The following is a 20,147-nucleotide window of genomic DNA, read 5'->3' as shown; positions in this document are numbered from 1 at the left end:
AAACAAAGGCTCATGTAAGATCGGAAAAATTCGCATAAACCATTCCCGTACGTTATTGATCCACTGTTCATTATCACTCACTTTTGTTGAGTAAACACGGACCAAACGATCATGAAAAACAAAGAACAAGTACTTCTGCATCATTCCCTGGGCCTGGATCAATGGGACGACGAAGAAATCGGTTACGACGACAACTGGATGGTTTCTGCCACCGATCTGTTCCGAACCTTCGAGTACCTGCCCGATGAATCCCTCGACTAGTCGAGGGTCGGTACCATTCGCTGTTTGGCCCGGGCCGAGTCGTAATACTTGGTCAGGGAAGCGTACACAATCAATTCATAGGCCCGCTGCTTGGTTGGGAAAATGCGGTTAATCATCATGTGAATAAAACTCGCCAGGAGGTGATACCGTTGGTCTTTGCCCGAAAAGGAAACGTTCAAGTGCGTAAGCACGTCCGTCAAACCGGAAGGAGCGGCTTCTCGGGGGGCATTCAGTTGCTGTTCAATCAAAGGCCGGTACAGGCGGTATTTGTCATTCAGCTGTTTGCGTAACGTGGGATTTCCGCTGAATTCCTGAAAAAACTGGCCATTTAGATGGCTCATGAGTTCGTGCCTTTCGGCAATGGTCAAGCCCGCTTCGGTGAGTAACTGATCGATCTGACGGGTGGCAAACACGAATCGCAGGCTTTCATCGGCGGCAATGCCCGCTTCTTCCAGAAAGGAAAGGGTCGTCAGGCTGTCGTAATGAAAGATCGTTTCGCAATGTTCCATGTGCTGCATGCCGTAGCGTTCGAGTTCCCGCTGATACGTGTCGGTCTGAATGCGGTGCACTAGTCCCGTCTGAACGTGGGGTCGCAGTACCTGCTCAATGGCCCGAATGACGTGGTGATAAAACTCCAGGTGCGGATTTCCCAGAAACCGGAACCGCAGGTGCGGATCGGGATCTTTGTAGCGAACAAAGAAAAACTGGCGGATGATGTGATTACCTAAAAGCTGGCGTATCACCGGATACAAGCTTTGGATCAGGATTAAATCCGAAGACTTCTCGCCGATGTACACCTTCAGGTACAGCCATTCGCTGCCAATCGAAAAGCGACGCTGCGGTACTTCGGAAGTCTTATGTGACAGCCCCGGAATGGGCGATACGGCCGTATTGTAAAAAGGCAGGATGAGTTCGTGCGTAAACTTCAGGCCCCGGGCTGAAACCGGGCATTGCTCGGGCGTCGACAGAAATTCCAGTAATTGAAGCGTACCCTGTTTGCGTAATTCCAGCCAGAGTAGCTGTAAGGAAGGAGCATCCTGGGCGTTGATCAGCAGTTCATTATCTCCCGAAGCCAGTACAAAAAAATCCGGTAAGCCTTTCTGTTTTAGTACGCTGGATAGTTGATCGGCTGACGCACACTCTTCACTGCGTAAAGCCCACCTGGCCCGGCTGATGATGATGTTTTCGTAGCTAACCCGTGGTAAAAAGGCCTGTTTCTTCAATAAACTCCAGTCCCAGTGCAGGAGAAAAGGCGTATCCTGCGACTGTAAATCGCACAAGAAGCGGTACAGCGGCAGGCTATTTTGGTAATTATGAGCATTTGAAAGCCGGGGGATAACGCGTTTATTAAGCCGCTGCGAGCGTAAAATTACCTGCTGGTTTTGCAGCGATACCCGCAAATCTTCCAGCGGAATCTGATAAGCGGGGTCCAGTGATGATTGGCCCATGTACGGAATCTCGTACGTATGCAACGCGGGTCTGGTCAGGATGTTACCGGCTCTGGAATCGGGGCAGTAGACGATTTCGGCGAAAATGACATCGGCGTGAAAACGCTCTTCTTCGGCCACACACGCCCGTACCTGCTCCGTCAGGGTTGCACTTCCTTCACAAAACCGACTCAGCAAATTCACCGCAGAAGGGCCACTACAGGCCGCCATGCTGAACTGAAAATCTCCCTGATCTAAGGCTTGTTCCGAAGCAGCAAGCAGACTGCCCAACACATAAAAGCTATGAGCCATGCGTGGCGAAGGAAGCTGATGCTGACCAATCCAGGCCAGATCGTCGTTACTGAGCTGAATTTCCCGTTGATGCGTACTGAGGCAATGACTGAACTTTTCCAATAGAAAATCCTGCCACCAACTGGGCCGGGCTTCCGTGTCTTCGGGGGTTACGCTGGGCAATGACAGATCATCCACCATCGGGGCGTACCCCATGCCCAAAGGTGACTGCTGACCGTATCCTACGCCAATTTCGTGATCCAGGGCCAAGGCCAGCGGGACTTCTTCATCTTCGTAGCGATTGTAAAAGCGACGTTTAAAAGCTTCCAGTTCGGGGTTTTTATAGGGCCGATGCAGGACCATCAGGCGGGAGAGTTGCTTCGTAATTTTCTCCACCACCGAAGTCTGTAGCTGATTCACCGCCAGCGAATGAAAAGCATCTACCTGAATGATGTCGGGTTTGGACGTGGCCTGATCATACTGATCGAGCCAGCGGCGGGTTGCTTCATACGTCAGGCGGAGATCCGTGCTGGACCGTAGTAAGCCCTGAAGCTGGCTCAAAATAACGACCAGGGGTTGCGTACTAGCAAGCGTTTGCAATCGTTCGATCAGGTAGTTTAAGTAATCCGTACCCGTTAGCGTAGGCTCAATTTCAAACACCAGTAAGTGATTGCTCAGCAATTCATCCAGATATTCCTCGGCCTCGGCTGGTTCGATACCTAATTCACTTAGGCCATGCATTAATTCAGGAAGCGTAGCTCCCTGGCGAGCCTGCTCGAAAATCAGGTCCAGAAACTCATTCTTTTCCACGGCACTGATAAAATACTGCCGTTGCTGCTGTACCCGCAGCGGCTCAACGTAGCGGTACGAATCGCCCACCGTATACAATGACGTACATGGATACACGCGAAGTTGCGAGCGGAGCACGGGCTGCTGGGTAAGCCAGTCTTTCAGAGCAAACAGACACTCCACATCCAGACGGGTATGCGTTTGCAGCCGCTCCCGATCAACCCCTTCCCAGTGCGTGGTCGAAGCAATTTGTCCGACCGAACAACCCGCAAACAATCCATACGGCGTGCATCGGGTACTCATGCGGATGGCGTATTTATACAAAGCGTATATAAACTTGTCGCCTTCGGGTAATTCGGCTCCCGCAAACCACTGCTGAAATCGCTCGTACAAAGCCGGAGAAGCCAGACATAAGGCCTGTTGGGCCAATGGACTGGCGTACCAGGATCTTAGCTGAGCGGCTAGGGGAATGGAAGAGGCGTTTTGCTGAAGTTGGAGAAGTTCGTCAATTGACCAGTGCGGTTGGCGGAGGAGGTAAAATCCAAACGGGTGGAGCATTGGATATCAGGGGGCTGGTTGGCTAGCTAAATGTAAGCTTTCGGCCCCTGTACTCCGTTGCCAGGCAGGAGAATTTTTCGTTTCGACCGATTAATATTGATGTAAATCAATACTTGTCAATACATTGAAAATGAGATATTTAAATATTACTTAACCTGGACTGAGTATTTGTAAACTTGAGATGAAGCTAATAACCCGATTCCGCCAGTGCAATGTATTTTTCAATGGCCTGTTGAAACTGTTGGGCGGGGAAGGGTTCAGTAAGAAAATGAAGGCGTTCGAGCTGATAGTGAGCATATAAGTGCTCCGGGTACAGCGAAGACAGGATGAGTGACTTACAGTGACGTAAGGTCGTAACCAGGGGTTCGGGAAGAAGCGAATGGGGTTCGGGAAGACTGACAAAAACCAGATCGTACTTCCCCGACCGTATTTCCTGAACCGCTTCGCTGGAATACGAACCGGTCCAGGTTAAGTCCAGACAGCCCGTCCGCCGGATGTAATGTTCCAGCAGGGTGTTGGTTAAATACGATCGGTGAAGTAAGAGGCAGTTAAACATGGATTAGCGGCCGTAAGTGATGGTAAACATTTCGCAGAGCCGTGAGGAAACCGTTAATTCAGAGCGTCCACCGGTAGAAGCATGCAGCGATACCAGGCGTTCTTTTTTAAGGACTAAGCGGTTAGCGGAAGTAGAGGGCGTTTTCATAAGCGGTAGAGCGAAATGGTTGGTTTGTGTACCTCTCTGGGCGAGGAGGACATGACAAAGGTAAAACGCCGGATTAGGGAGATTCAAGAAATTTAGCCGGACACGACGCTACCTTCGACGAATGAAAAGCTGGCATCGTCGAATGCATTAGTCGAGTGAAGAATGCGACTGTTGTTCCAACTGAAGGATTAGCTCGGCGGTGTACGTTTGCTCGCTGGCGTGCAGGGAAAGCTGGTGCTGGGCAGGATATAGCAAGTCGAGCCGTTTACGGGTATTCACCAATCCGACGCCGCCGGAGTTGGGTTTTTGCGGAGCTGGATTCGAGAGCGAACTGACGCTGTTTTCCACCCGAAACGTAAAGGTTGATGCTTCCAGATGGGCTTCTACCCGGACGAAGGCTTTATCGCGGGTTTTACTGGCTCCGTGTTTGAACGCGTTTTCAACCAGTGAAATCAGGAGCAAGGGAGCAATCTGATGGTGTTGAAAATCACCAGTTTCAGTATAGCTGATTTCTACCCGCTGTCCGTGGCGGGCCCGTTCCAGCAGTAAGTAGTTCTGAATGAATTCCAGTTCCTTGGCAACCGTAATGCGTTCGACGTTCGATTCATACAGATTATACCGCATCAGGTCCGAAAGCTTGAGAACGATTTCGGCGGCCTCATCATCAAGATCTACCACCCGTACGTAAAGACTGTTGAGCGTATTGAAAAGAAAATGCGGGTTGATCTGGGAGCGGAGAAAATCCAGCTCCAGAGCCAGATTGTTCTTTTCCAGTAGCAGTTGTTTTCGGTCGGACTCGTATTTATCCCGTTCCAGTCGCAAAGCCCGGTTGCGGTATTGAGTAATGTCTTTAATTCCCTTGAAAAAGAGGATGATGGTAGGAATAAACAGCGACCAGGAGTAACTCCAGAAAGCCGTCGGCAGGTGCGTAAAGCAGCCCAGTAAGCCGTGAGGCTTGAGAAATTGATGCCAGATTTTTTCTACGTAGGATACCTTGGCAAGGCCGTAACCATCCGAATAGGGTTGTACCCACTGAAAACTATAATAGTTGATCAGGTAAGTGACCTGAAAAACCAGCAAAATCGCCCCAATCAGATAGGGGATGCGACGGGTATACAGGTAGCGGGGAAAAACAAAATGGCCCAGCCCGTAGTACACACTGATATCCACCAGCCAGGTAATCAGCGAAAGACGGGAAACGACTTCGGTATTGTCCTGTACGAGCCGGGGAGCAAAATAATTCCGGTCTAGAAAGTACAGCAACAGCCAGGCCAGCAAATGCAGACCTGCGTTCTTCAGCGTGCTTCGGTGGTGGCGATCAAAAATAGTCAAGACTAGCTACGGTTTTTGCGTAAGGTTTCCATAACCGACTCCCGAAAGGTGACGCCAATGGGCACTTTCTTGCCGTCCGTCGTCGTAATGACGTTGCCATCAATTTCCTGAATGGCTCGTTTGCGAACGATGTACGACCGATTGACCCGCAGAAACAGGGCGGCAGGCAGCATGGCTTCGATCTTCAGCATGGTCATGTGCGTGACGAGTACCCGGCCCGGCAGGTGAATTTTCAGGTAGTCTTTCATGCCTTCAATAAAGACGATTTCTTCGGGCACGACCTTGATCAGCTTCTTGTCTTCCTTGATCAGGATGAAATCCGTATGCTCCGGAGCTGGTTCAGGACTGGGGGCCACTATCGGTGGAGCGGGGGTAGGGGCTTCCTGCGAAAACGACCGGTTCCCCGTGGCTTTGTTGATGGCCCGCATGAAGCGTTCAAAGGAGACGGGTTTTAATAAATAGTCTGTTACCTGATGCTCAAAACCTTCCACGGCATAATGCGGAAAGGCCGTTACCATGATTACTTCCGGCTTGGGCGTGGGGAGCAGGCGTAAAAACTCAAATCCGGTCATTTCCGGCATTTCGACATCCAGAAAAATAAGCGAGGGCTGGAGTTGCTGTACCTGAAACAAGGCATCCACGGCATTGTCACACGTACCAATGAGTTCCAGAAAGGGCACCCGGCTAACGAACTTTTCGATCAGCTGACGGGCGGGTAATTCATCATCAATAATAAAGCAACGAACAGGGGATAGCGGAGCAGTCATAGTTTCATAAGCTGAGCCCTGGCAATATACGCGGAAATTATTGATGTGCTGGCCCTCTTCATTCGTCGAACGCTTTCTTTCACTGGTCTAAAAAGTTTTTAAAACGGAAGTGGCCCGGCGTATTTCGATTCGTCAAACGACTCAAACCTAAACGAACTCAACGATGACGACTACGAACACAGTACCTGCTATTGAATTGCTGACGACGCGTGCGATTAGTCTTAAAATCCGGAAGCTACGGGAAATCTACAGTTACTCGCAGGAGTACGTGGCTTTTCAGATGGGCATCAGTCAGGCCGCGTATTCGAAGAAAGAATCCGGTCGTACGGAATTATCCCTGCTGTGTCTGGGCAAACTCTCCGAAATCTATCAGGTTTCACTGATGGACCTCATCGGCCTGAGTACTCAGGAATTACTGATGAAAGTGCTGCAAACCAATGCCAGTCTGGCTGCCTGACCCACGTTTCGGACCCTGCGGCATGAAGTATTCTCCACCCGCATAGTCTATAACGAAGCATTATTGAAAAACCGGAAGGCCCGCCGCAACTTTGTATTGTCAATGAAGGGACAGCGGCCCGTTCCAAACCCAAAAAGATGATGGAATCGAGCAAATCATGTCCGAGCTACATTGCTAAACCTGGAGCCGAATTATTCGGAATCGTAACGGGCGAAGGGCAGGTAGCCTATCTGGAAGAGTCCATTAAGATTGACAAAACGTTCGTTGAAAAAGCCGCCGAGCACGAAGCCCGTACCGGGCAGGCTGCCGAGGACCGCTTCCGATTTTCGGGGAAATGCATCCAGGGCGGCTGCGGCCAGTGGGATCACGAACATTCGGCCTGTAGCCTGGTCGGACGCATCCGCGAAGCCCTGGAGAAAAAAGCCGAAGCCGCCCTGTCACCCTGTGCGATCCGGTCGAGTTGCCGCTGGTATTTTCAAGGTGGAGCCGACGCCTGTGGGCACTGTAACGAAGTGGTCCGGAGTGTAGAAAAACAACGCCTCGACGCTCTGGTCACCGAATAACCGAATCGAATAAAGTACAACAGCGGGTTGTTGAAAAAGTAACGAAACCCGCCCACCTTTGTCAAGGAAATTGAAACGAAGCAGAGCGGCAATCCAGCCATCCCACGTACCTGAAGCCTATAACAAAAACGAATAAAGTATAGAGTTAAGTTTTTGTAAATCAATAGTTTAGTGAAGAAATTTGTATCAATGATTACAGTCATCCCTTAGAAGTTCTCTACCGCATTTAGTAAACGTCTAAAACAATAACACGATGAAAATCAACTATTTGTTCGCCCTGGCCGTGGCGGGGTTACTTACCGCCTGCCAGAAAGAAGAGGTGACCCCTGAGACCCAAACGGTTCAGGCACCGAAACAGACCCCAGCGGACCCGCTAACGACGCCCTGGCAGAAGACCCTGGTGGAGCCACAGGATATTATATACCTGAAAAGCCCCCTGCCGCGTCCCATCATCGAACGCCCGATTATCATATACCCAGGCCCCATCCGTACACTGCCGGTACAACCCATCACGGTATATTAGTCAGTTTTCATAGAAGCGTATAGATAAAAGCGTTAGATATAGCCCATCGTTTAAGATACAGTTCATCATATTAGATAGATCCTATAAAAATGGGGGGCGTGCCGGGCATCCGATAGACGCATCATACCAGACAGACCCAAGCCTGTGGCGGCTCCCCAACGCAACCGTAATCTGTTAAAACATGGAAAACCAACCCCTCAGTACACAGGAACTGCTGGAAACGCAGGGAGGACTCTCCGTCATTGGACCGATTCGCGGACCGATCATTCTGCCGCCCATCACGTTTCCACCCATCATTAAACCCATTGGCCCCATTCTGGTGCCGTATCCGCTACCTCCACTCGTATAAACGCAAACTCCAATGAAAAAGGACCTCACTCAACAGATCAAGGATCTGAAAGCATCGGCGACTTCCAAAGAAGACCTGATGAGCCAGCTGGCCAGCCTGGAAACGGGCGAAATTTCTCCCGAAACCCTACAAAAGGTAAACGGCGGTCTCAACGTCAAACCCGCGTTTCCCGGGACTGTACTGGGCTTGATCATTCCTCCCACTTTTCCTGAACTGTAGGCTTATGCAAACGCCAGACTTTACCGAACTCACCGTTGAAGAAACTCACCAGATACAGGGCGGCAGCTCCTGGCTCGAAACGGTAGCCGCATGGATTTTGAAAGAAATCAACCGGGACGTGATTTAGTCCTTCTGACCAAGCGTATTTTCTACTAATCTAGCTATAACATTCTAAAAAAAACAGACCTATGAACACGTTAGCAAATGTAACCGAACTCAATAGCCAGGAGCTGGCCGAACTCAACGGTGGAATCGTCCCCATCTTCCTGGCAGGTGTTGCCCTGGGTGCCGGTGCCATGTATGTGTACGACCACTACATCAAATAGTCCGCATCACCTAAGTTTCTGATTTATATACAGTTCTACAACCAAAGAGTTAAACAACCAACCAAACAAATAGATGAACAACAACTTCGAATTTGCCGGCCTGACGACGCTTGATCAAACTGAAATGATGGAAGTAGAAGGAGGCATCGTGCCCTTCCTGATTGGTGCCGCCATCGGCGTAACGGTGGCTCACTACATCGCTACGCACTAAGAGCGAATCGCTTCCTAATTTTCTCTGATACTCCACTTAGTTACACACATTTAAACACACAAACTCATGAACGCAGTAGCCTTACAAAACGCAGAACTGGTAGCTTTAGATCAAAACGAATTGATGGAAGTAGAAGGCGGTATCGTACCCGCTCTACTCCTGGGATACATTGCCGGTGTAGCTCTCTACGCTGCTCTTTCCTAAGCGTGATCTGAATTAGAGTCGCAGGAAGGCACGGCCTTCAGCAAGTCGTGTCTTCCTGCTGATTTCATGAGGAGTAAGTACAGGAGTGGAGCGGTGATCCCGCTGTAGTAATCTTTGAAATTGAGAAACCACGCAAACCGACTTCATTGGGAAGAAGGCTATCGCGTAAGACATGAATTACTATGAATTTTATGAATCAGGAATTGACCATTTCATCCGGTAAAGCTCAGATTTTTGGCCTGGGAGCCAGTTTGCTGGGTGTACTGTTGCTGTGGACGCCGTACCAGTATCTCTGGGGGGGGAGTCTGCTCGACCTCGGGAAACTCTCCAGTTCGGTGTGGTTCGGCTGGCTGGGTGTACTATTGGTAGGAGCCCTAATTCACGAAGGCATCCATGCCCTGACGGCCGTTTACTACGGAAAAATCCAATGGAGCCAGACCAAATTCGGCATTCAGTGGAAAAGCCTGACGCCCTATTTTCATCCTACCGTAGCCATGCCCGTTGAAAAATACCGCGTGGTGGTTATGATGCCGCTACTGGTCATGGGCTTGTTTCCGTACGCACTGGCTTTAGTACTGGGTAACGGTTGGGTACTAGCTTTTGGCATCAGCTTCACCGTAGCAGCCTTTGGCGACCTGCTCATTCTATGGATGATGCGGAACTTACGCCAGGGCCAGCCCGTACAGGATCATCCTTCCAAAGTAGGACTGGTCATACCTATGCCGTAATAACCTGCTTTTAAAAAAACGCTGAGGCGTAAGCTTAAGGTAGGCCTTAACCAGCTTTTTCCTATCAGGTAATTAAGCACTATTCATAGATCATTTCCATCCACATTTAACAAACCGACCAATGAACAATCTAGCTAACGTAACCGAACTTACTGCCCAGGAACTAACCTCTGTACAAGGTGGTATTCCGCTACTGGCCCTACCGCTGGCAGCCTTCCTGATCCCAACTGTGTAAGCATTACCTAAGTTTCTGATTTATATACAGTTCTACAATCAAAGAGTTAAACAACCAAACAAACAAACAGATGAACAACAACTTCGAATTTGCCGGCCTGACGACGCTTGATCAAACTGAAATGATGGAAGTAGAAGGAGGCATCGTGCCCTTCCTGATTGGTGCCGCCATCGGCGTAACGGTGGCTCACTACATCGCTACGCACTAAGAGCGAATCGCTTCCTAATTTTCTCTGATACTCCACTTAGTTACACACATTTAAACACACAAACTCATGAACGCAGTAGCCTTACAAAACGCAGAACTGGTAGCTTTAGATCAAAACGAATTGATGGAAGTAGAAGGCGGTATCGTACCCGCTCTGATCGCCGGATACATTGCTGGTGTGGCCCTCTACGCCTGGGTTTCTAAGTAGTAGTTCCGCCAGGCAAGACCCTGCTCCTGGTAGCAGGGTCTCTGCTTTTCGCCCGCGGGAATGCCATTCGTTCCGTCCGTAGCCCGCTACGGACGGAATTGCTGATTATAGCCTCCCGTTATAAAGCAAAACCTAACGTTGTTGAGCTAGTGGGCTGATTGATAGACCTTTGACCTAAGAAGTTAAACGTCGAAAATCATGAGCCAACAACTGCATCCGGCTGAAGTCATTGAGCACACGACTGAAGCCTACTTACCCCAAGTATCCGCTCGCGGGCAGGTGATCTACCTGACGATTCTGGCGGCGGTTTTCGTGGCCCTGGGTAGTTTACCCTTTATCCGCACGGAGGTATCAGTACAAAGTTCGGGTGTAGTGCGTCCCCGGGCCGAACGCAATGAAATTCGCCCCCTCATTGCGGGTACACTTACCGAAGTACTGGTTCGGGAAAACCAACCCGTAACGGTCGGTCAGCCTCTGTTTCGTATGCAAACGGACGTACTCGACAGCAAATTACGTCTGATTCGCCTCCAGCAGCAGGAAAAAGAAGGCTATATCCGCGATTTGACCCTGCTGGTTTCTACGCCGCTTTCCCAGGCTCCGGCTTCCCTCTCGCTGCGTTCGCCGCTGTATCGCCAGCAATACGAACAGTTTCGCTATCAGCAGGTGGAGCTGGCCGAAACCCTTCGCAAACGCCAACGCGAACTCCAGACCAATCAGAAATTACTCAGTGAAAAACTCATCGCCCAGCAGGAACTTGAAGACAAGGAATTTGCCCAAAAGACGGCTCAGGCTCAGTACCAAACCCTGACCGAGCGTCAGATGAGCGATTGGCAAACGGCCCTGGCCCAGTACCGCCGCGATGTGGTCGAACTACAGGCTCAGCAGCAGCAATTGCAACGCGAACGCGATTTGTACCTCATCAAAGCTCCCGTGGCGGGGAGCGTGGGGCAGCTGGTAGGCAAGTACGTGGGCAGTTACGTTCAGGCCGGAGAAGTCATGGGAGTCATTTCACCGGATTCCAATCTGCTGGCCGAGTGCTACGTCTCACCCAAAGACATTGGCCTCCTTCAAAAGGGGATGAAAGCCCGCCTGCAGGTGGATGCCTTCGACTACAACCAGTGGGGCCTGGCCGAAGGCGAGATTGCCGACATCGCCAATGACATCACGGTTACGGATCAGCAGACTTACTTCCGGGTGAAGTGTAAACTCAGCCGTAATCACCTCACGCTCCGGCAGGGCGTCAAAGGATACCTGAAAAAAGGAATGTCCCTGCGGGCTCATTTTGTGGTCACCGAACGCAGCCTTTTTGATCTGCTCTACGATAAAGTCGACGACTGGTTGAATCCCAAAACCAATCCCGGACTGGCTTCCCGCTAAGTGTTTCAACTCCTTCCTGTGTACCTCCTTAATGAAATTGAGCAATGTTTACCCGTAAGAAAATATGCATCAAGCAGCATGACATCACCGATTGTGGTGCCGCCTGCCTGGCTTCGGTAGCCGCCCATTATGAATTACTCATGCCCATTGCCCGCATCCGGCAGTATGCCTCGACCGATCAGAAAGGGACTAACGTACTGGGCATGATCGAAGCCGCCCAGCGACTGGGTTTTCAGGCCAAAGGCGTACGCGGTACGTTTGAGAGCCTCTCGAAGATTCCCATGCCCACGGTGGCCCATATTGTCGTCAAGGAAGTGCTGCACCATTTTGTCGTCATCTATCAGGTGACCGATACCCACGTAGTCGTAATGGATCCCGGTCCGGGCAAAATGGAAAAATATACGCACGAAGCGTTTCAGAAGGTGTGGACGGGTGTACTGGTGTTGTTGTTACCCGGTGAAAGCTTCGAAACGGGGAACAATAAAAATCGATTACGGGCCGATTCTGGAATCTGGTCCGCCCGCACCGCTCGGTGATGATGCAGGCACTGGTTGGGGCGTTGGTGTATACGGTGCTGGGCCTGTCCACGTCGATTTACATGCAGAAAATCGTAGATCACGTATTGGTGGAAGGCAACCGGAATCTGTTGAATCTGCTCAGCGTGGCGATGATTCTGATTCTGGGACTGCAACTCTTCATCGGGTCCATGAAAAGCATTTTTGCCCTGAAAACGGGACAGCAGATTGATGCTCATTTGATTCTGGGTTATTACAAACACCTGCTCAAACTACCCCAACAGTTTTTCGATACCATGCGGGTAGGGGAGATCATCTCGCGGGTGAATGACGCCGTAAAAATCCGGGCATTCATCAATGATACGGCCCTGACGTTGGTGGTCAACGTATTTATCGTCCTGTTTTCCTTCGGTATGATGTTCACCTACGACTGGAAACTAGCCCTGATCATGCTGGCGGTCATTCCCTTTTACGCCCTGATTTACTGGGGAGTAAACCGGGTCAACAAAAAAGGACAGCGAACCCTGATGGAAAATTCCGCCGATCTGGAATCGCAACTGGTGGAATCACTCAATTCGGTAGGGACCATCAAACGCTTCGGGCTGGAGGGCTTTTCGAACGTGAAAACCGAAACCCGCTTCGTCAAACTGCTCCGCAGCATCTATACCTCGGCTTCCGTGTCCATCTGGGCGGGTAGCGGTTCGGAGCTGGTATCGCGGTTGTTTACCATCATTTTACTCTGGGTGGGTTCGGGCTTTGTCATCGACAACGCGATTACCCCCGGGGAACTCCTCTCGTTTTACGCCCTCATTGGCTATTTCACGGGTCCGGCCAGCAGCCTGATCACGGCCAACCGCGTGGTACAGGAAGCCCTGATTGCCGCCGACCGTCTTTTTGAAATCATGGATCTGGAACGCGAGGCTACGGAGAATAAAATCGAACTCCGTCCGGAAATGATTGGGGACATTACCTTCCGCCAGATGTCTTTCCGCTACGGCTCCCGCGTACAGGTCTTCCAGAACCTGAATCTGACGATTCCCAAGGGTAAAGTGACAGCTGTAGTAGGCGAAAGCGGATCGGGAAAATCTACCCTGCTCTCGCTGTTACAGAATCTCTACTCCCTGCAAACTGGGTCCATTTACATCGGTGATTACGACATCAAGCACATTCATAATGAGAGCCTGCGTCGGCAGGTGAGCGTAGTACCGCAGCAGGTGGACCTATTCGCCGGGAATGTCATCGACAACATCGCCGTCGGGGAGTACCAGCCCGATATGCAGCGGATTCTGGGGCTCTGTCAGTTGCTGGGTATTTCCGAATTCATCGAAAAATTACCCAACGGTTTTCATACCTACCTGGGCGAAAACGGAGCCAGTCTGTCGGGCGGTCAGAAACAGCGGCTGGCGATTGCCCGGGCTCTGTACCGTAATCCCCAGATTATCATTCTGGATGAAGCGACCTCATCGCTCGATTCCGTATCCGAACGAGCCGTACAACATACAATTGAACAATTGCGTCAGGCGGGCAAAACCATCATCATCATTGCTCACCGCCTGAGTACGATCATGAATGCCGATAAGATTGTCGTGATTGAAGAAGGCAAGTTGGTCGAAGAAGGTTCGCATGCCGAATTGCTCGACTATCACCAGGCCTACTATAAACTCTGGGCTTCGCAGTATCTGGTCAGTACCCCGGAAACGGCTCTGGATCGGGCTAGTCTGCTGAATGTGAGTGCCAACGGTACGGAATCCACCCCTACAAACGCCAGCCACCATGTTTCGATTCAATCCTAAACTCGTCGCAGCCTTTCTGCTGGGCGTTGGATGCCTGACGCCCGGCCTGGCCCAGACCCGTATTTCACTCCAGGAATGCATTCAGCAGGCCATCAAGGAAAACCTGCAGATTAAAGATGCGGAGTTGCAGCAGGAGTCAACAATCAACACCTATCAGCAATCCCGACGCGACCGAATGCCTGCCGTATCCGGCGTATTTAATCCGGGCTATTCACTGGGTCGTTCCATTGATCCGTATACCAACAGCATTACGACCGATCACCTGGGAACGAACAATCTGGGCATAACGGCCAGCTGGGCGGTCTACAACGGCAATCAGTTGCAAAGTATTCAGAAGCAGAATGCCCTGAATCTATCCGCAGGTCAGTACGATTTGCAAGCGGCTAAAAATACGATTACCCTGAAGGTATTGCAGGCCTATTTGCAGGTGCTTGTGACGCAGGAACTCCTACAGGTGGCCCTGAAACAGGCCGAGGCGACGCAACTGCAACTCGACCGCATGACCCGGCAGGTGCAGCTTCAGGTCGTGGCTGAAGCGAACCTCTACAACCTGCAATCGCAGCGAGCGAATGATGACTTACAGATTACCAACGCTCGAAACGAGGTTCGTACGGCCCAGATGGCTTTGAGCCAGCTACTCAACTGGCCCGCGGATCAAAACTACGAACTCGAAGCCATCGCCAGGGAAGTGACGGCGGCTCCGGTGGAGCCCTGGCAGCAGGTGTACCGCTCGTCGCTGACGATTCTGCCCGAAAGTAAATCCGCGGATTTACGCATTCAGTCCGCCCGAAGGGGTATGGACGCAGCCCGGGGGTTGCGACTACCCACGTTAACGCTCAATAGTTCGCTGGGAACCTCGTATTCATCGGCGGCCAAGAAATACGTCGCCGGCGATTCGTACCGCGAAGAGCCGCTCAATGCCTTTGTAACGGTGAATAATGAACGCTACCAGCTCAGTTCGATCAGCCAGACTACCCGTACGCAGAACATGGGTTACCTGGAACAATTGGGCAACAACCCGGTATGGGCGGTGAGTCTGTCTTTGCGTATTCCCATCTTCAATGCCAATCAGGCTTCGTACCGGATTCAGGAAGCGAAGATCCAGCAATTGCGGGCTGATAATCAGCGAAAACAGGTCCATCTGCAACTGCGACAGCAAATTGAACAGGCGTTTGTTCTCTATAAAAATGCCCTGGAACGCCAGCAGACGCACCAGCGGCAGGTAGAAGTACTCGAAAAGACTTTACACGCGGCTCAGGTACGTCTGGAAGCAGGGGTGGTAAACGTACTTGATTATACGCTAGCCAAAACGAACCTTGACCGGGCTCGGGCCAGTCTCATACAGGCAACGTACGAATGTGCGTTCCGCCAGCAAATTATTGGGTTTTACCAGTCAGGTACCCTCGATTAATGTGTTGCTCAATTTCGACTATTCACACACGTATCGGCTGCTGGCTGGTGCGTGTGTTGCTGTTTCACGGAGGATCGAGGGGCTCAGGGGGTATAAAAAACTCCTGATCATCAGTGATGACAGGAGTTTTTACTTCAGTGTTTCAGAAAAGTTCCGCCAAGACCTTCTCTGAAACAGTACGGTTGAATTATTCCTCATAGGTAAGATTTTTCTTTGGATTGAAAAAGGATTTTTGTAAGAATTTTTATTGATATAGCAGGTAGTGGTACGAAGGTTTAGGCGTAAAAAAAGCTTTGGATTTGAGCGTTGGTTTTCTCTGGAAAACGCAGCAATCTGAGCATGATAAATCTTGCGTATGTATGACCGACTGACGAATACAGATTCGTTTTATAACCCACGATTCAATGCCCGTAAAGCCTGTTTTTTTAGTAGTTGAAGATGATGAAGATGATCGCGATTTTTTAATGATGGCCTGTCAGGAAGGAGCGTACTTCTGTGATCTGGTTTTTGCTCACGACGGGGCCCATGCCCTGGATTTACTGGAACATCATATTCCCACGCCTAGTCTCATCATTCTCGACATCAATATGCCAAAGATGAATGGCATGCAACTGCTGGAAAAACTTAAAGAATCTTCCCAGTGGAAACATCTGCCTATTATTATGCTGACCACCTCGCAGGACCTGCAGATGATTCAGGACGCCTACCAGCTCGGGGCGAATTCCTACCTTGTAAAACCTTATTCCTATCAAAAAGTATCCGAACTCTTCGACGGCCTGTATAGCTACTGGATTCGGACGGTACAACTGCCGAAAAAGTAAAAGCCTAACGTAGCGTAGAACCGGGAAGCAGACAGTTTTGCCAGTATTCGACGATGGTTTTCAATTGTTCCTTGAACGTGGAATAATCGCTTGCTTTTTTATAAAAACCCTGAATGGAGCCCTGATATGCCTGATTGACCAGGGTCGGATTGGCCGCGGTCGTCAGGTAAATGAAGGGGATAAACTTTTTTTGAAGATCCATATGCTGCTGCATCTGCTGGCGAAGCTCCAGTCCATTCATCAACGGCATATTCACATCGCACAGAATAAGAAAGGGCTCCTCACTGGTGCTCGTCAGATACTCCATGACCGGAATGCCATTGGAAAAGAAAAGCAAAGCATTGCTGATTCCCAGTTCTTCCAGCGTAGCACGCAGTAAAAATTGATCATCTTCGTCGTCTTCAACGCAAAGGATAGGGCCGTGTAAAGCCATAGGCAGCAAAAGTAAATAACTGTAAGAAAAACTACCGGCAAACGTCTGCAAGAAGCATTCTTTTGGGATAAACACAAAAAATAGCTTCTGGTTTAAAATCCGTCTCTTTTCTAACTGGCTGGCCCGGACTTTTATTACTTAAATCCGAGAAAGAAAGACTGGGCCAAATTTGCTACATTGCAGAATTCACACCCCGGAATGTTTTTAAACAGTCGGGTCTATTCCTCAGTTACCTGAATAAACGAAGTACCTGGCTAAGCTATCCATGAGTAATGATTTGTTAACCCCCGAACCTAACCACTACCAGCACGATCGGTATGTATTTGCACTAACTTCTGCGGGGCTGGGAACCTGGGATCTGGATCCCCTGAATCACATTGTTGCGTGGGATGACCTTTGCAAGCAGTTCTACGGATTTTCTAAAGACGATGTCGTAGGCTACGATGAGGTACTTCGTTGCATCCACGCCGAGGATCGCGAACGGGTTGATCAGGCCGTTACTTGGGCCCTTAATCCTGCTTCAGGGGGACTGTATGAAATCTCTTTTCGAACCATTGGGGCAGAAGATGGCCTCCTTCGGTGGTTGCACTGCAAAGGCAAAGCTTATTTTAATGAGAACGGAGAAGCCTACCGATTTTCCGGGACCGCTCAGGACGTTTCTTCCCACCGGGAAGCCCAGCAGAAAGTACAGGCCGCCGAAAATTTAGCCCAGCTTGCTCTGGAAAGCTCCAAAGCGGGTTCCTTTTATATTTTACTGGCAACAGATGCCATTTCCTATACGCCGCGGCTGGCAGAAATACTAACGGGTGAACCACGTTCACAACTGAACCGCCAGAACTTTATTGCGAGTCTACATCCTCAGGATGAGCATATTCGGGATGAGGCTTACCAGATCGCCAACCAGACAGGCCACCTGCAATACGAAGCTCGCTTTGTCTGGAGAGATGGCTCTGTACACTGGGCCCGTGTCATTGGTACCTTCGCTTTCGATACTGACGGTACGCCTTTATCACTGGCGGGCATCGTTCAGGAAATCACCGATGAGGTGATTCACCAGCAGGAGGATGAACGCCTGAAAGCCCTGGTGAACGGTAGCGAAGAGTGCATGGGTATTGCGGATATGAACGGCAACCTGCTCTTTGTGAACCCCTATGGACTACAGCTGACGGGCCTGACTCTTGCTCAGGTAAAACGGATGAACCTGCTGGAATTCTGCTCAGCGGATGCCTACCGGTTGTTGACGCAGGAAATTTTACCCACGCTGAAGCAGGAAGGTCGCTGGGCGGGGAATGTACCTTTCCGGAGTTTTCCCTCGGGCAAAGCCATTCCCGTTCACATGAAAGCTTCGTATCTCAAGGATAAGAGCGGCCATGTCCTGAACCTGCTTTTTACGGCTCATGACCTCCGGGCGGAGCTGGCTTCGCGTCAGTCCCTGCAAGAAAGTGAGGCGTTGTTTCGTAATATAACCACGGCCTCAACGGCGGCTCTCTGGATTACGGATGCCCAACTGCACATTACGTATGTGAGTCAGCGGTGGATTGACTGGACCGGCGAACCCCTGAATCAGCATGTAGGTTTTGGCTGGCTGGATTTCGTAGTTGAACAGGATCGAGCTCAGACGGCGGAACGCTTTCTGGCTGATTTTCACGCAAAGCGTAACCATAAAAATCAGTTCCGGATTTTTCATACCGACGGTACGATCCGCTGGGTAGACTGCTCGGGAAGTCCGCAGTTTAATGAACAGGGTAACTTTACCGGCTATATCGGGGCTATTCTTGATGTGACGAGTACCGTTGAGGCTCAGCACCAGCTCCTCAATAGCCAGGATCGCCTGCAATCCATTATTCTTCAGGCTCCCGTGGCCATTAGTCTGTTAATGGGGCGGTCGATGGTCATCGAAACGGCTAACGACCGGATTCTTGAACTCTGGGGTAAAACGGAAGCCGTAATTGGGCTGCCGCTGACCCAGGCCCTGCCCGAACTGGAAGGGCAACCGTTTATGCAATTGCTGGAAGGCGTCTACGACACCGGGCAGGCTCATTATGGAATCAGTACGCTGGCCCGACTCGAACGCGGTGGCGTATTGCAGGATTGTTACTTCGATTTTGTCTATGCTCCCCTTCGCGAAGCTGAGGGGCATATTAGTGGTGTGATGGTGATCGCTACGGAAGTGACCGAACAGGTCCGCATTCGATTAGCCCTCGAAGCCAGTGAACGGCGTTTCCGTAAACTCATTGAAGAAGCTCCCATGGCTACGGGTCTTTACAAAGGTCGTGAACTACAGGTAGAACTGGTCAATGAAGCGATGATTAAGCTTTGGGGCAAAGATAAAAGCGTACTGAACAAGAAACTACCGGAAGCCTTACCCGAACTGGAAGGACAACCGTTTCTGCAAATTCTGGACGACGTATTTACCTCCGGGAAAGCCTACCATGCTCAGGCCGACCCGGTGGATCTGGTCATTGATGGTCGGATGCAACGGGGCTACTATAACTTTACCTACAAACCCCTGCGAAACGAATTCGGGGAGGTGTACGCCATTTTGAATATGGCCGTAGATGTTACCCAGCAAATGACGTCTCAGAAAGCTCTGGAGAAAAGTCAGAAACAGTATCAGTTACTAGCCAGCCAGCTTGAAGAACGGGTGGCCGAACGTACCCTGGAACTTGATCAGCTCAACCAGGAATTAACTCTGACCAATAATAATCTTCAGCAATTTGCTTATGCTGCCAGTCACGATTTACAGGAGCCGTTAAGGAAAATACAGACCTTCAGCTCCATTCTGGCGGAACGGCACACGGCTGGACTCACGGAAAGTGGTCTGAACTTACTGCATCGCATTCAGTCTACGGCGGATCGTATGTCAATGCTGGTGAAGGATGTTCTCGATTATTCCCGGCTGACGACCACCCAGGGATTGGAACAAAAAGCCGTAGAGCTTCGGGAGTTACTCGACGGCGTCTTACTTGATTTGGAAATGCCCCTGCAGGAAGAAAAGGTAGAACTCGTCATTAGCCCTTTACCGACGGTTTGGGGCAATGCTCGTCAGCTCACGCAATTGTTGCAAAATCTGCTTTCCAACGCTATTAAATTCCATAAGCCGGGAGAACATCCCCGGGTTGAAATCCGGACGCAGAAGGCCACTGCTGAAGAAATGGCCATGTTGCCTCAGCTTTCTCCCTTCAGAACCTACATTCGGCTGGACGTCAGCGATAACGGAATTGGTTTCGAAGAGGAATACAAAGAGCAGATTTTCCAGATTTTTCAGCGACTCAATAGCCGGGACAATTACCTGGGTACGGGTATCGGGCTGGCCCTGTGCCGGAAAGTTGCCGAAAACCACCAGGGCTATATTACCGCTCAGAGTCAACCGGGGCAGGGAGCTACCTTTCAGGTGTTTTTGCCGGACAGTCCACCCGTATAGTCTGATACGGTAAAC

General features: G+C 50.5%; 22 protein-coding genes and 1 pseudogene. 18 read left to right on the top strand and 5 right to left on the bottom strand.

Annotated elements, in window-relative coordinates:
* Positions 1-111 precede the first annotated feature (111 nt).
* Entirely contained in the window at positions 112-261 is a 150-nt protein-coding gene (locus BWI97_RS27765) for a hypothetical protein (RefSeq protein ID WP_158242825.1), read from the top strand.
* Here BWI97_RS27765 and BWI97_RS23155 read toward each other — a convergent pair.
* From BWI97_RS23155 to BWI97_RS23140, 4 genes are all read right to left on the bottom strand, one after another.
* Complete coding sequence (locus BWI97_RS23155) at positions 258-3,326, bottom strand: lantibiotic dehydratase (protein WP_102202998.1); 3,069 nt, start codon at positions 3,324-3,326, stop codon at positions 258-260. The two genes, BWI97_RS27765 and BWI97_RS23155, sit on opposite strands and share 4 nt — an antisense overlap.
* A 187-nt stretch (positions 3,327-3,513) precedes the next feature.
* Positions 3,514-3,882 carry a hypothetical protein gene (locus BWI97_RS23150; RefSeq protein ID WP_094812885.1) on the bottom strand — a complete coding sequence of 123 codons (369 nt, stop codon included), beginning with the start codon at positions 3,880-3,882 and terminating at the stop codon, positions 3,514-3,516.
* Positions 3,883-4,176: 294 nt separating this feature from the next.
* Positions 4,177-5,361, bottom strand: coding sequence for a sensor histidine kinase (locus BWI97_RS23145; protein ID WP_094812887.1), 1,185 nt, complete (start codon positions 5,359-5,361; stop codon positions 4,177-4,179).
* Positions 5,362-5,363: 2 nt separating this feature from the next.
* Positions 5,364-6,128 (bottom strand): LytTR family DNA-binding domain-containing protein, encoded by a 765-nt coding sequence (locus BWI97_RS23140; protein ID WP_102202997.1) that lies wholly within the window; start codon positions 6,126-6,128, stop codon positions 5,364-5,366.
* Positions 6,129-6,291: 163 nt separating this feature from the next.
* Here BWI97_RS23140 and BWI97_RS23135 point away from each other — a divergent pair, with 163 nt between their 5' ends.
* The 16 genes and pseudogenes from BWI97_RS23135 to BWI97_RS23070 all read left to right on the top strand — a co-directional run bounded on the left by BWI97_RS23135 (position 6,292) and on the right by BWI97_RS23070 (position 16,275).
* Positions 6,292-6,585 carry a helix-turn-helix domain-containing protein gene (locus BWI97_RS23135; RefSeq protein ID WP_094812891.1) on the top strand — a complete coding sequence of 98 codons (294 nt, stop codon included), beginning with the start codon at positions 6,292-6,294 and terminating at the stop codon, positions 6,583-6,585.
* A gap of 137 nt (positions 6,586-6,722) precedes the next feature.
* Positions 6,723-7,148 (top strand): hypothetical protein, encoded by a 426-nt coding sequence (locus tag BWI97_RS23130; protein WP_146011005.1) that lies wholly within the window; start codon positions 6,723-6,725, stop codon positions 7,146-7,148.
* Between the two features lie 253 nt (positions 7,149-7,401).
* Entirely contained in the window at positions 7,402-7,671 is a 270-nt protein-coding gene (locus BWI97_RS23125) for a hypothetical protein (protein ID WP_102202995.1), read from the top strand.
* Between the two features lie 181 nt (positions 7,672-7,852).
* A complete protein-coding gene (locus tag BWI97_RS27760) occupies positions 7,853-8,020 on the top strand; it encodes a hypothetical protein (protein WP_158242824.1) in 168 nt (55 codons plus the stop codon).
* A gap of 12 nt (positions 8,021-8,032) precedes the next feature.
* Positions 8,033-8,239, top strand: a complete 207-nt coding sequence (locus tag BWI97_RS23120) for a hypothetical protein (RefSeq protein ID WP_102202994.1) — start codon at positions 8,033-8,035, stop codon at positions 8,237-8,239.
* A 4-nt stretch (positions 8,240-8,243) separates the two neighbouring features.
* Positions 8,244-8,366, top strand: a complete 123-nt coding sequence (locus BWI97_RS27755) for a ComC/BlpC family leader-containing pheromone/bacteriocin (protein ID WP_158242823.1) — start codon at positions 8,244-8,246, stop codon at positions 8,364-8,366.
* Positions 8,367-8,427: 61 nt separating this feature from the next.
* Positions 8,428-8,565, top strand: a complete 138-nt coding sequence (locus BWI97_RS23115) for a class IIb bacteriocin, lactobin A/cerein 7B family (RefSeq protein WP_094812899.1) — start codon at positions 8,428-8,430, stop codon at positions 8,563-8,565.
* Between the two features lie 73 nt (positions 8,566-8,638).
* Positions 8,639-8,776, top strand: coding sequence for a class IIb bacteriocin, lactobin A/cerein 7B family (locus tag BWI97_RS23110; RefSeq protein ID WP_094811999.1), 138 nt, complete (start codon positions 8,639-8,641; stop codon positions 8,774-8,776).
* 66 nt (positions 8,777-8,842) lie between these two features.
* The gene (locus BWI97_RS23105; protein WP_102202993.1) at positions 8,843-8,980 is read left to right on the top strand and encodes a class IIb bacteriocin, lactobin A/cerein 7B family; all 138 of its coding nucleotides are present in this window, start codon (positions 8,843-8,845) and stop codon (positions 8,978-8,980) included.
* Positions 8,981-9,162: 182 nt separating this feature from the next.
* Positions 9,163-9,708, top strand: coding sequence for a DUF3267 domain-containing protein (locus BWI97_RS23100; protein ID WP_102202992.1), 546 nt, complete (start codon positions 9,163-9,165; stop codon positions 9,706-9,708).
* 305 nt (positions 9,709-10,013) lie between these two features.
* Entirely contained in the window at positions 10,014-10,151 is a 138-nt protein-coding gene (locus tag BWI97_RS23095; protein WP_094811999.1) for a class IIb bacteriocin, lactobin A/cerein 7B family, read from the top strand.
* Between the two features lie 66 nt (positions 10,152-10,217).
* Positions 10,218-10,358, top strand: a complete 141-nt coding sequence (locus BWI97_RS23090; protein WP_102202991.1) for a class IIb bacteriocin, lactobin A/cerein 7B family — start codon at positions 10,218-10,220, stop codon at positions 10,356-10,358.
* A gap of 198 nt (positions 10,359-10,556) precedes the next feature.
* Positions 10,557-11,735 (top strand): HlyD family secretion protein, encoded by a 1,179-nt coding sequence (locus BWI97_RS23085; RefSeq protein ID WP_102202990.1) that lies wholly within the window; start codon positions 10,557-10,559, stop codon positions 11,733-11,735.
* 44 nt (positions 11,736-11,779) lie between these two features.
* Positions 11,780-14,043: pseudogene (locus BWI97_RS23080) on the top strand (peptidase domain-containing ABC transporter).
* Positions 14,024-15,454: a TolC family protein gene (locus tag BWI97_RS23075; RefSeq protein WP_102202989.1), complete on the top strand. Its 1,431-nt coding sequence runs from the start codon at positions 14,024-14,026 to the stop codon at positions 15,452-15,454. The pseudogene BWI97_RS23080 and the gene BWI97_RS23075 overlap by 20 nt, the downstream one beginning before the upstream one ends.
* A gap of 404 nt (positions 15,455-15,858) precedes the next feature.
* Positions 15,859-16,275 carry a response regulator gene (locus tag BWI97_RS23070; protein ID WP_094813761.1) on the top strand — a complete coding sequence of 139 codons (417 nt, stop codon included), beginning with the start codon at positions 15,859-15,861 and terminating at the stop codon, positions 16,273-16,275.
* Between the two features lie 4 nt (positions 16,276-16,279).
* Here BWI97_RS23070 and BWI97_RS23065 read toward each other — a convergent pair whose 3' ends face one another.
* Positions 16,280-16,708: a response regulator gene (locus BWI97_RS23065; protein ID WP_102203138.1), complete on the bottom strand. Its 429-nt coding sequence runs from the start codon at positions 16,706-16,708 to the stop codon at positions 16,280-16,282.
* A 265-nt stretch (positions 16,709-16,973) separates the two neighbouring features.
* On the opposite strand from BWI97_RS23065, the gene BWI97_RS23060 reads away from it, so the two are divergent.
* Entirely contained in the window at positions 16,974-20,132 is a 3,159-nt protein-coding gene (locus BWI97_RS23060) for a PAS domain S-box protein (protein ID WP_102202988.1), read from the top strand.
* The last annotated feature ends 15 nt before the right edge of the window (positions 20,133-20,147 follow it).

Source organism: Siphonobacter sp. BAB-5405 (assembly GCF_002872335.1).
Taxonomy (GTDB): domain Bacteria; phylum Bacteroidota; class Bacteroidia; order Cytophagales; family Spirosomataceae; genus Siphonobacter.
The sequence above is the reverse complement of the archived record's forward strand: the minus strand, read 5'-3'. Positions and strand labels throughout refer to the sequence as shown.

What these genes read in the sequence shown, in the direction of transcription:
- BWI97_RS27765 (WP_158242825.1), top strand. Translation starts at nt 112, where the DNA reads ATGAAAAACAAAGAACAAGTACTTCTGCATCATTCCCTGGGCCTGGAT.
- BWI97_RS23155 (WP_102202998.1), bottom strand. Translation starts at nt 3,326, where the DNA reads ATGCTCCACCCGTTTGGATTTTACCTCCTCCGCCAACCGCACTGGTCA.
- BWI97_RS23150 (WP_094812885.1), bottom strand. Translation starts at nt 3,882, where the DNA reads ATGTTTAACTGCCTCTTACTTCACCGATCGTATTTAACCAACACCCTG.
- BWI97_RS23140 (WP_102202997.1), bottom strand. Translation starts at nt 6,128, where the DNA reads ATGACTGCTCCGCTATCCCCTGTTCGTTGCTTTATTATTGATGATGAA.
- BWI97_RS23135 (WP_094812891.1), top strand. Translation starts at nt 6,292, where the DNA reads ATGACGACTACGAACACAGTACCTGCTATTGAATTGCTGACGACGCGT.
- BWI97_RS23130 (WP_146011005.1), top strand. Translation starts at nt 6,723, where the DNA reads ATGATGGAATCGAGCAAATCATGTCCGAGCTACATTGCTAAACCTGGA.
- BWI97_RS23125 (WP_102202995.1), top strand. Translation starts at nt 7,402, where the DNA reads ATGAAAATCAACTATTTGTTCGCCCTGGCCGTGGCGGGGTTACTTACC.
- BWI97_RS27760 (WP_158242824.1), top strand. Translation starts at nt 7,853, where the DNA reads ATGGAAAACCAACCCCTCAGTACACAGGAACTGCTGGAAACGCAGGGA.
- BWI97_RS23120 (WP_102202994.1), top strand. Translation starts at nt 8,033, where the DNA reads ATGAAAAAGGACCTCACTCAACAGATCAAGGATCTGAAAGCATCGGCG.
- BWI97_RS27755 (WP_158242823.1), top strand. Translation starts at nt 8,244, where the DNA reads ATGCAAACGCCAGACTTTACCGAACTCACCGTTGAAGAAACTCACCAG.
- BWI97_RS23115 (WP_094812899.1), top strand. Translation starts at nt 8,428, where the DNA reads ATGAACACGTTAGCAAATGTAACCGAACTCAATAGCCAGGAGCTGGCC.
- BWI97_RS23110 (WP_094811999.1), top strand. Translation starts at nt 8,639, where the DNA reads ATGAACAACAACTTCGAATTTGCCGGCCTGACGACGCTTGATCAAACT.
- BWI97_RS23105 (WP_102202993.1), top strand. Translation starts at nt 8,843, where the DNA reads ATGAACGCAGTAGCCTTACAAAACGCAGAACTGGTAGCTTTAGATCAA.
- BWI97_RS23100 (WP_102202992.1), top strand. Translation starts at nt 9,163, where the DNA reads ATGAATTTTATGAATCAGGAATTGACCATTTCATCCGGTAAAGCTCAG.
- BWI97_RS23095 (WP_094811999.1), top strand. Translation starts at nt 10,014, where the DNA reads ATGAACAACAACTTCGAATTTGCCGGCCTGACGACGCTTGATCAAACT.
- BWI97_RS23090 (WP_102202991.1), top strand. Translation starts at nt 10,218, where the DNA reads ATGAACGCAGTAGCCTTACAAAACGCAGAACTGGTAGCTTTAGATCAA.
- BWI97_RS23085 (WP_102202990.1), top strand. Translation starts at nt 10,557, where the DNA reads ATGAGCCAACAACTGCATCCGGCTGAAGTCATTGAGCACACGACTGAA.
- BWI97_RS23075 (WP_102202989.1), top strand. Translation starts at nt 14,024, where the DNA reads ATGTTTCGATTCAATCCTAAACTCGTCGCAGCCTTTCTGCTGGGCGTT.
- BWI97_RS23070 (WP_094813761.1), top strand. Translation starts at nt 15,859, where the DNA reads ATGCCCGTAAAGCCTGTTTTTTTAGTAGTTGAAGATGATGAAGATGAT.
- BWI97_RS23065 (WP_102203138.1), bottom strand. Translation starts at nt 16,708, where the DNA reads ATGGCTTTACACGGCCCTATCCTTTGCGTTGAAGACGACGAAGATGAT.
- BWI97_RS23060 (WP_102202988.1), top strand. Translation starts at nt 16,974, where the DNA reads ATGAGTAATGATTTGTTAACCCCCGAACCTAACCACTACCAGCACGAT.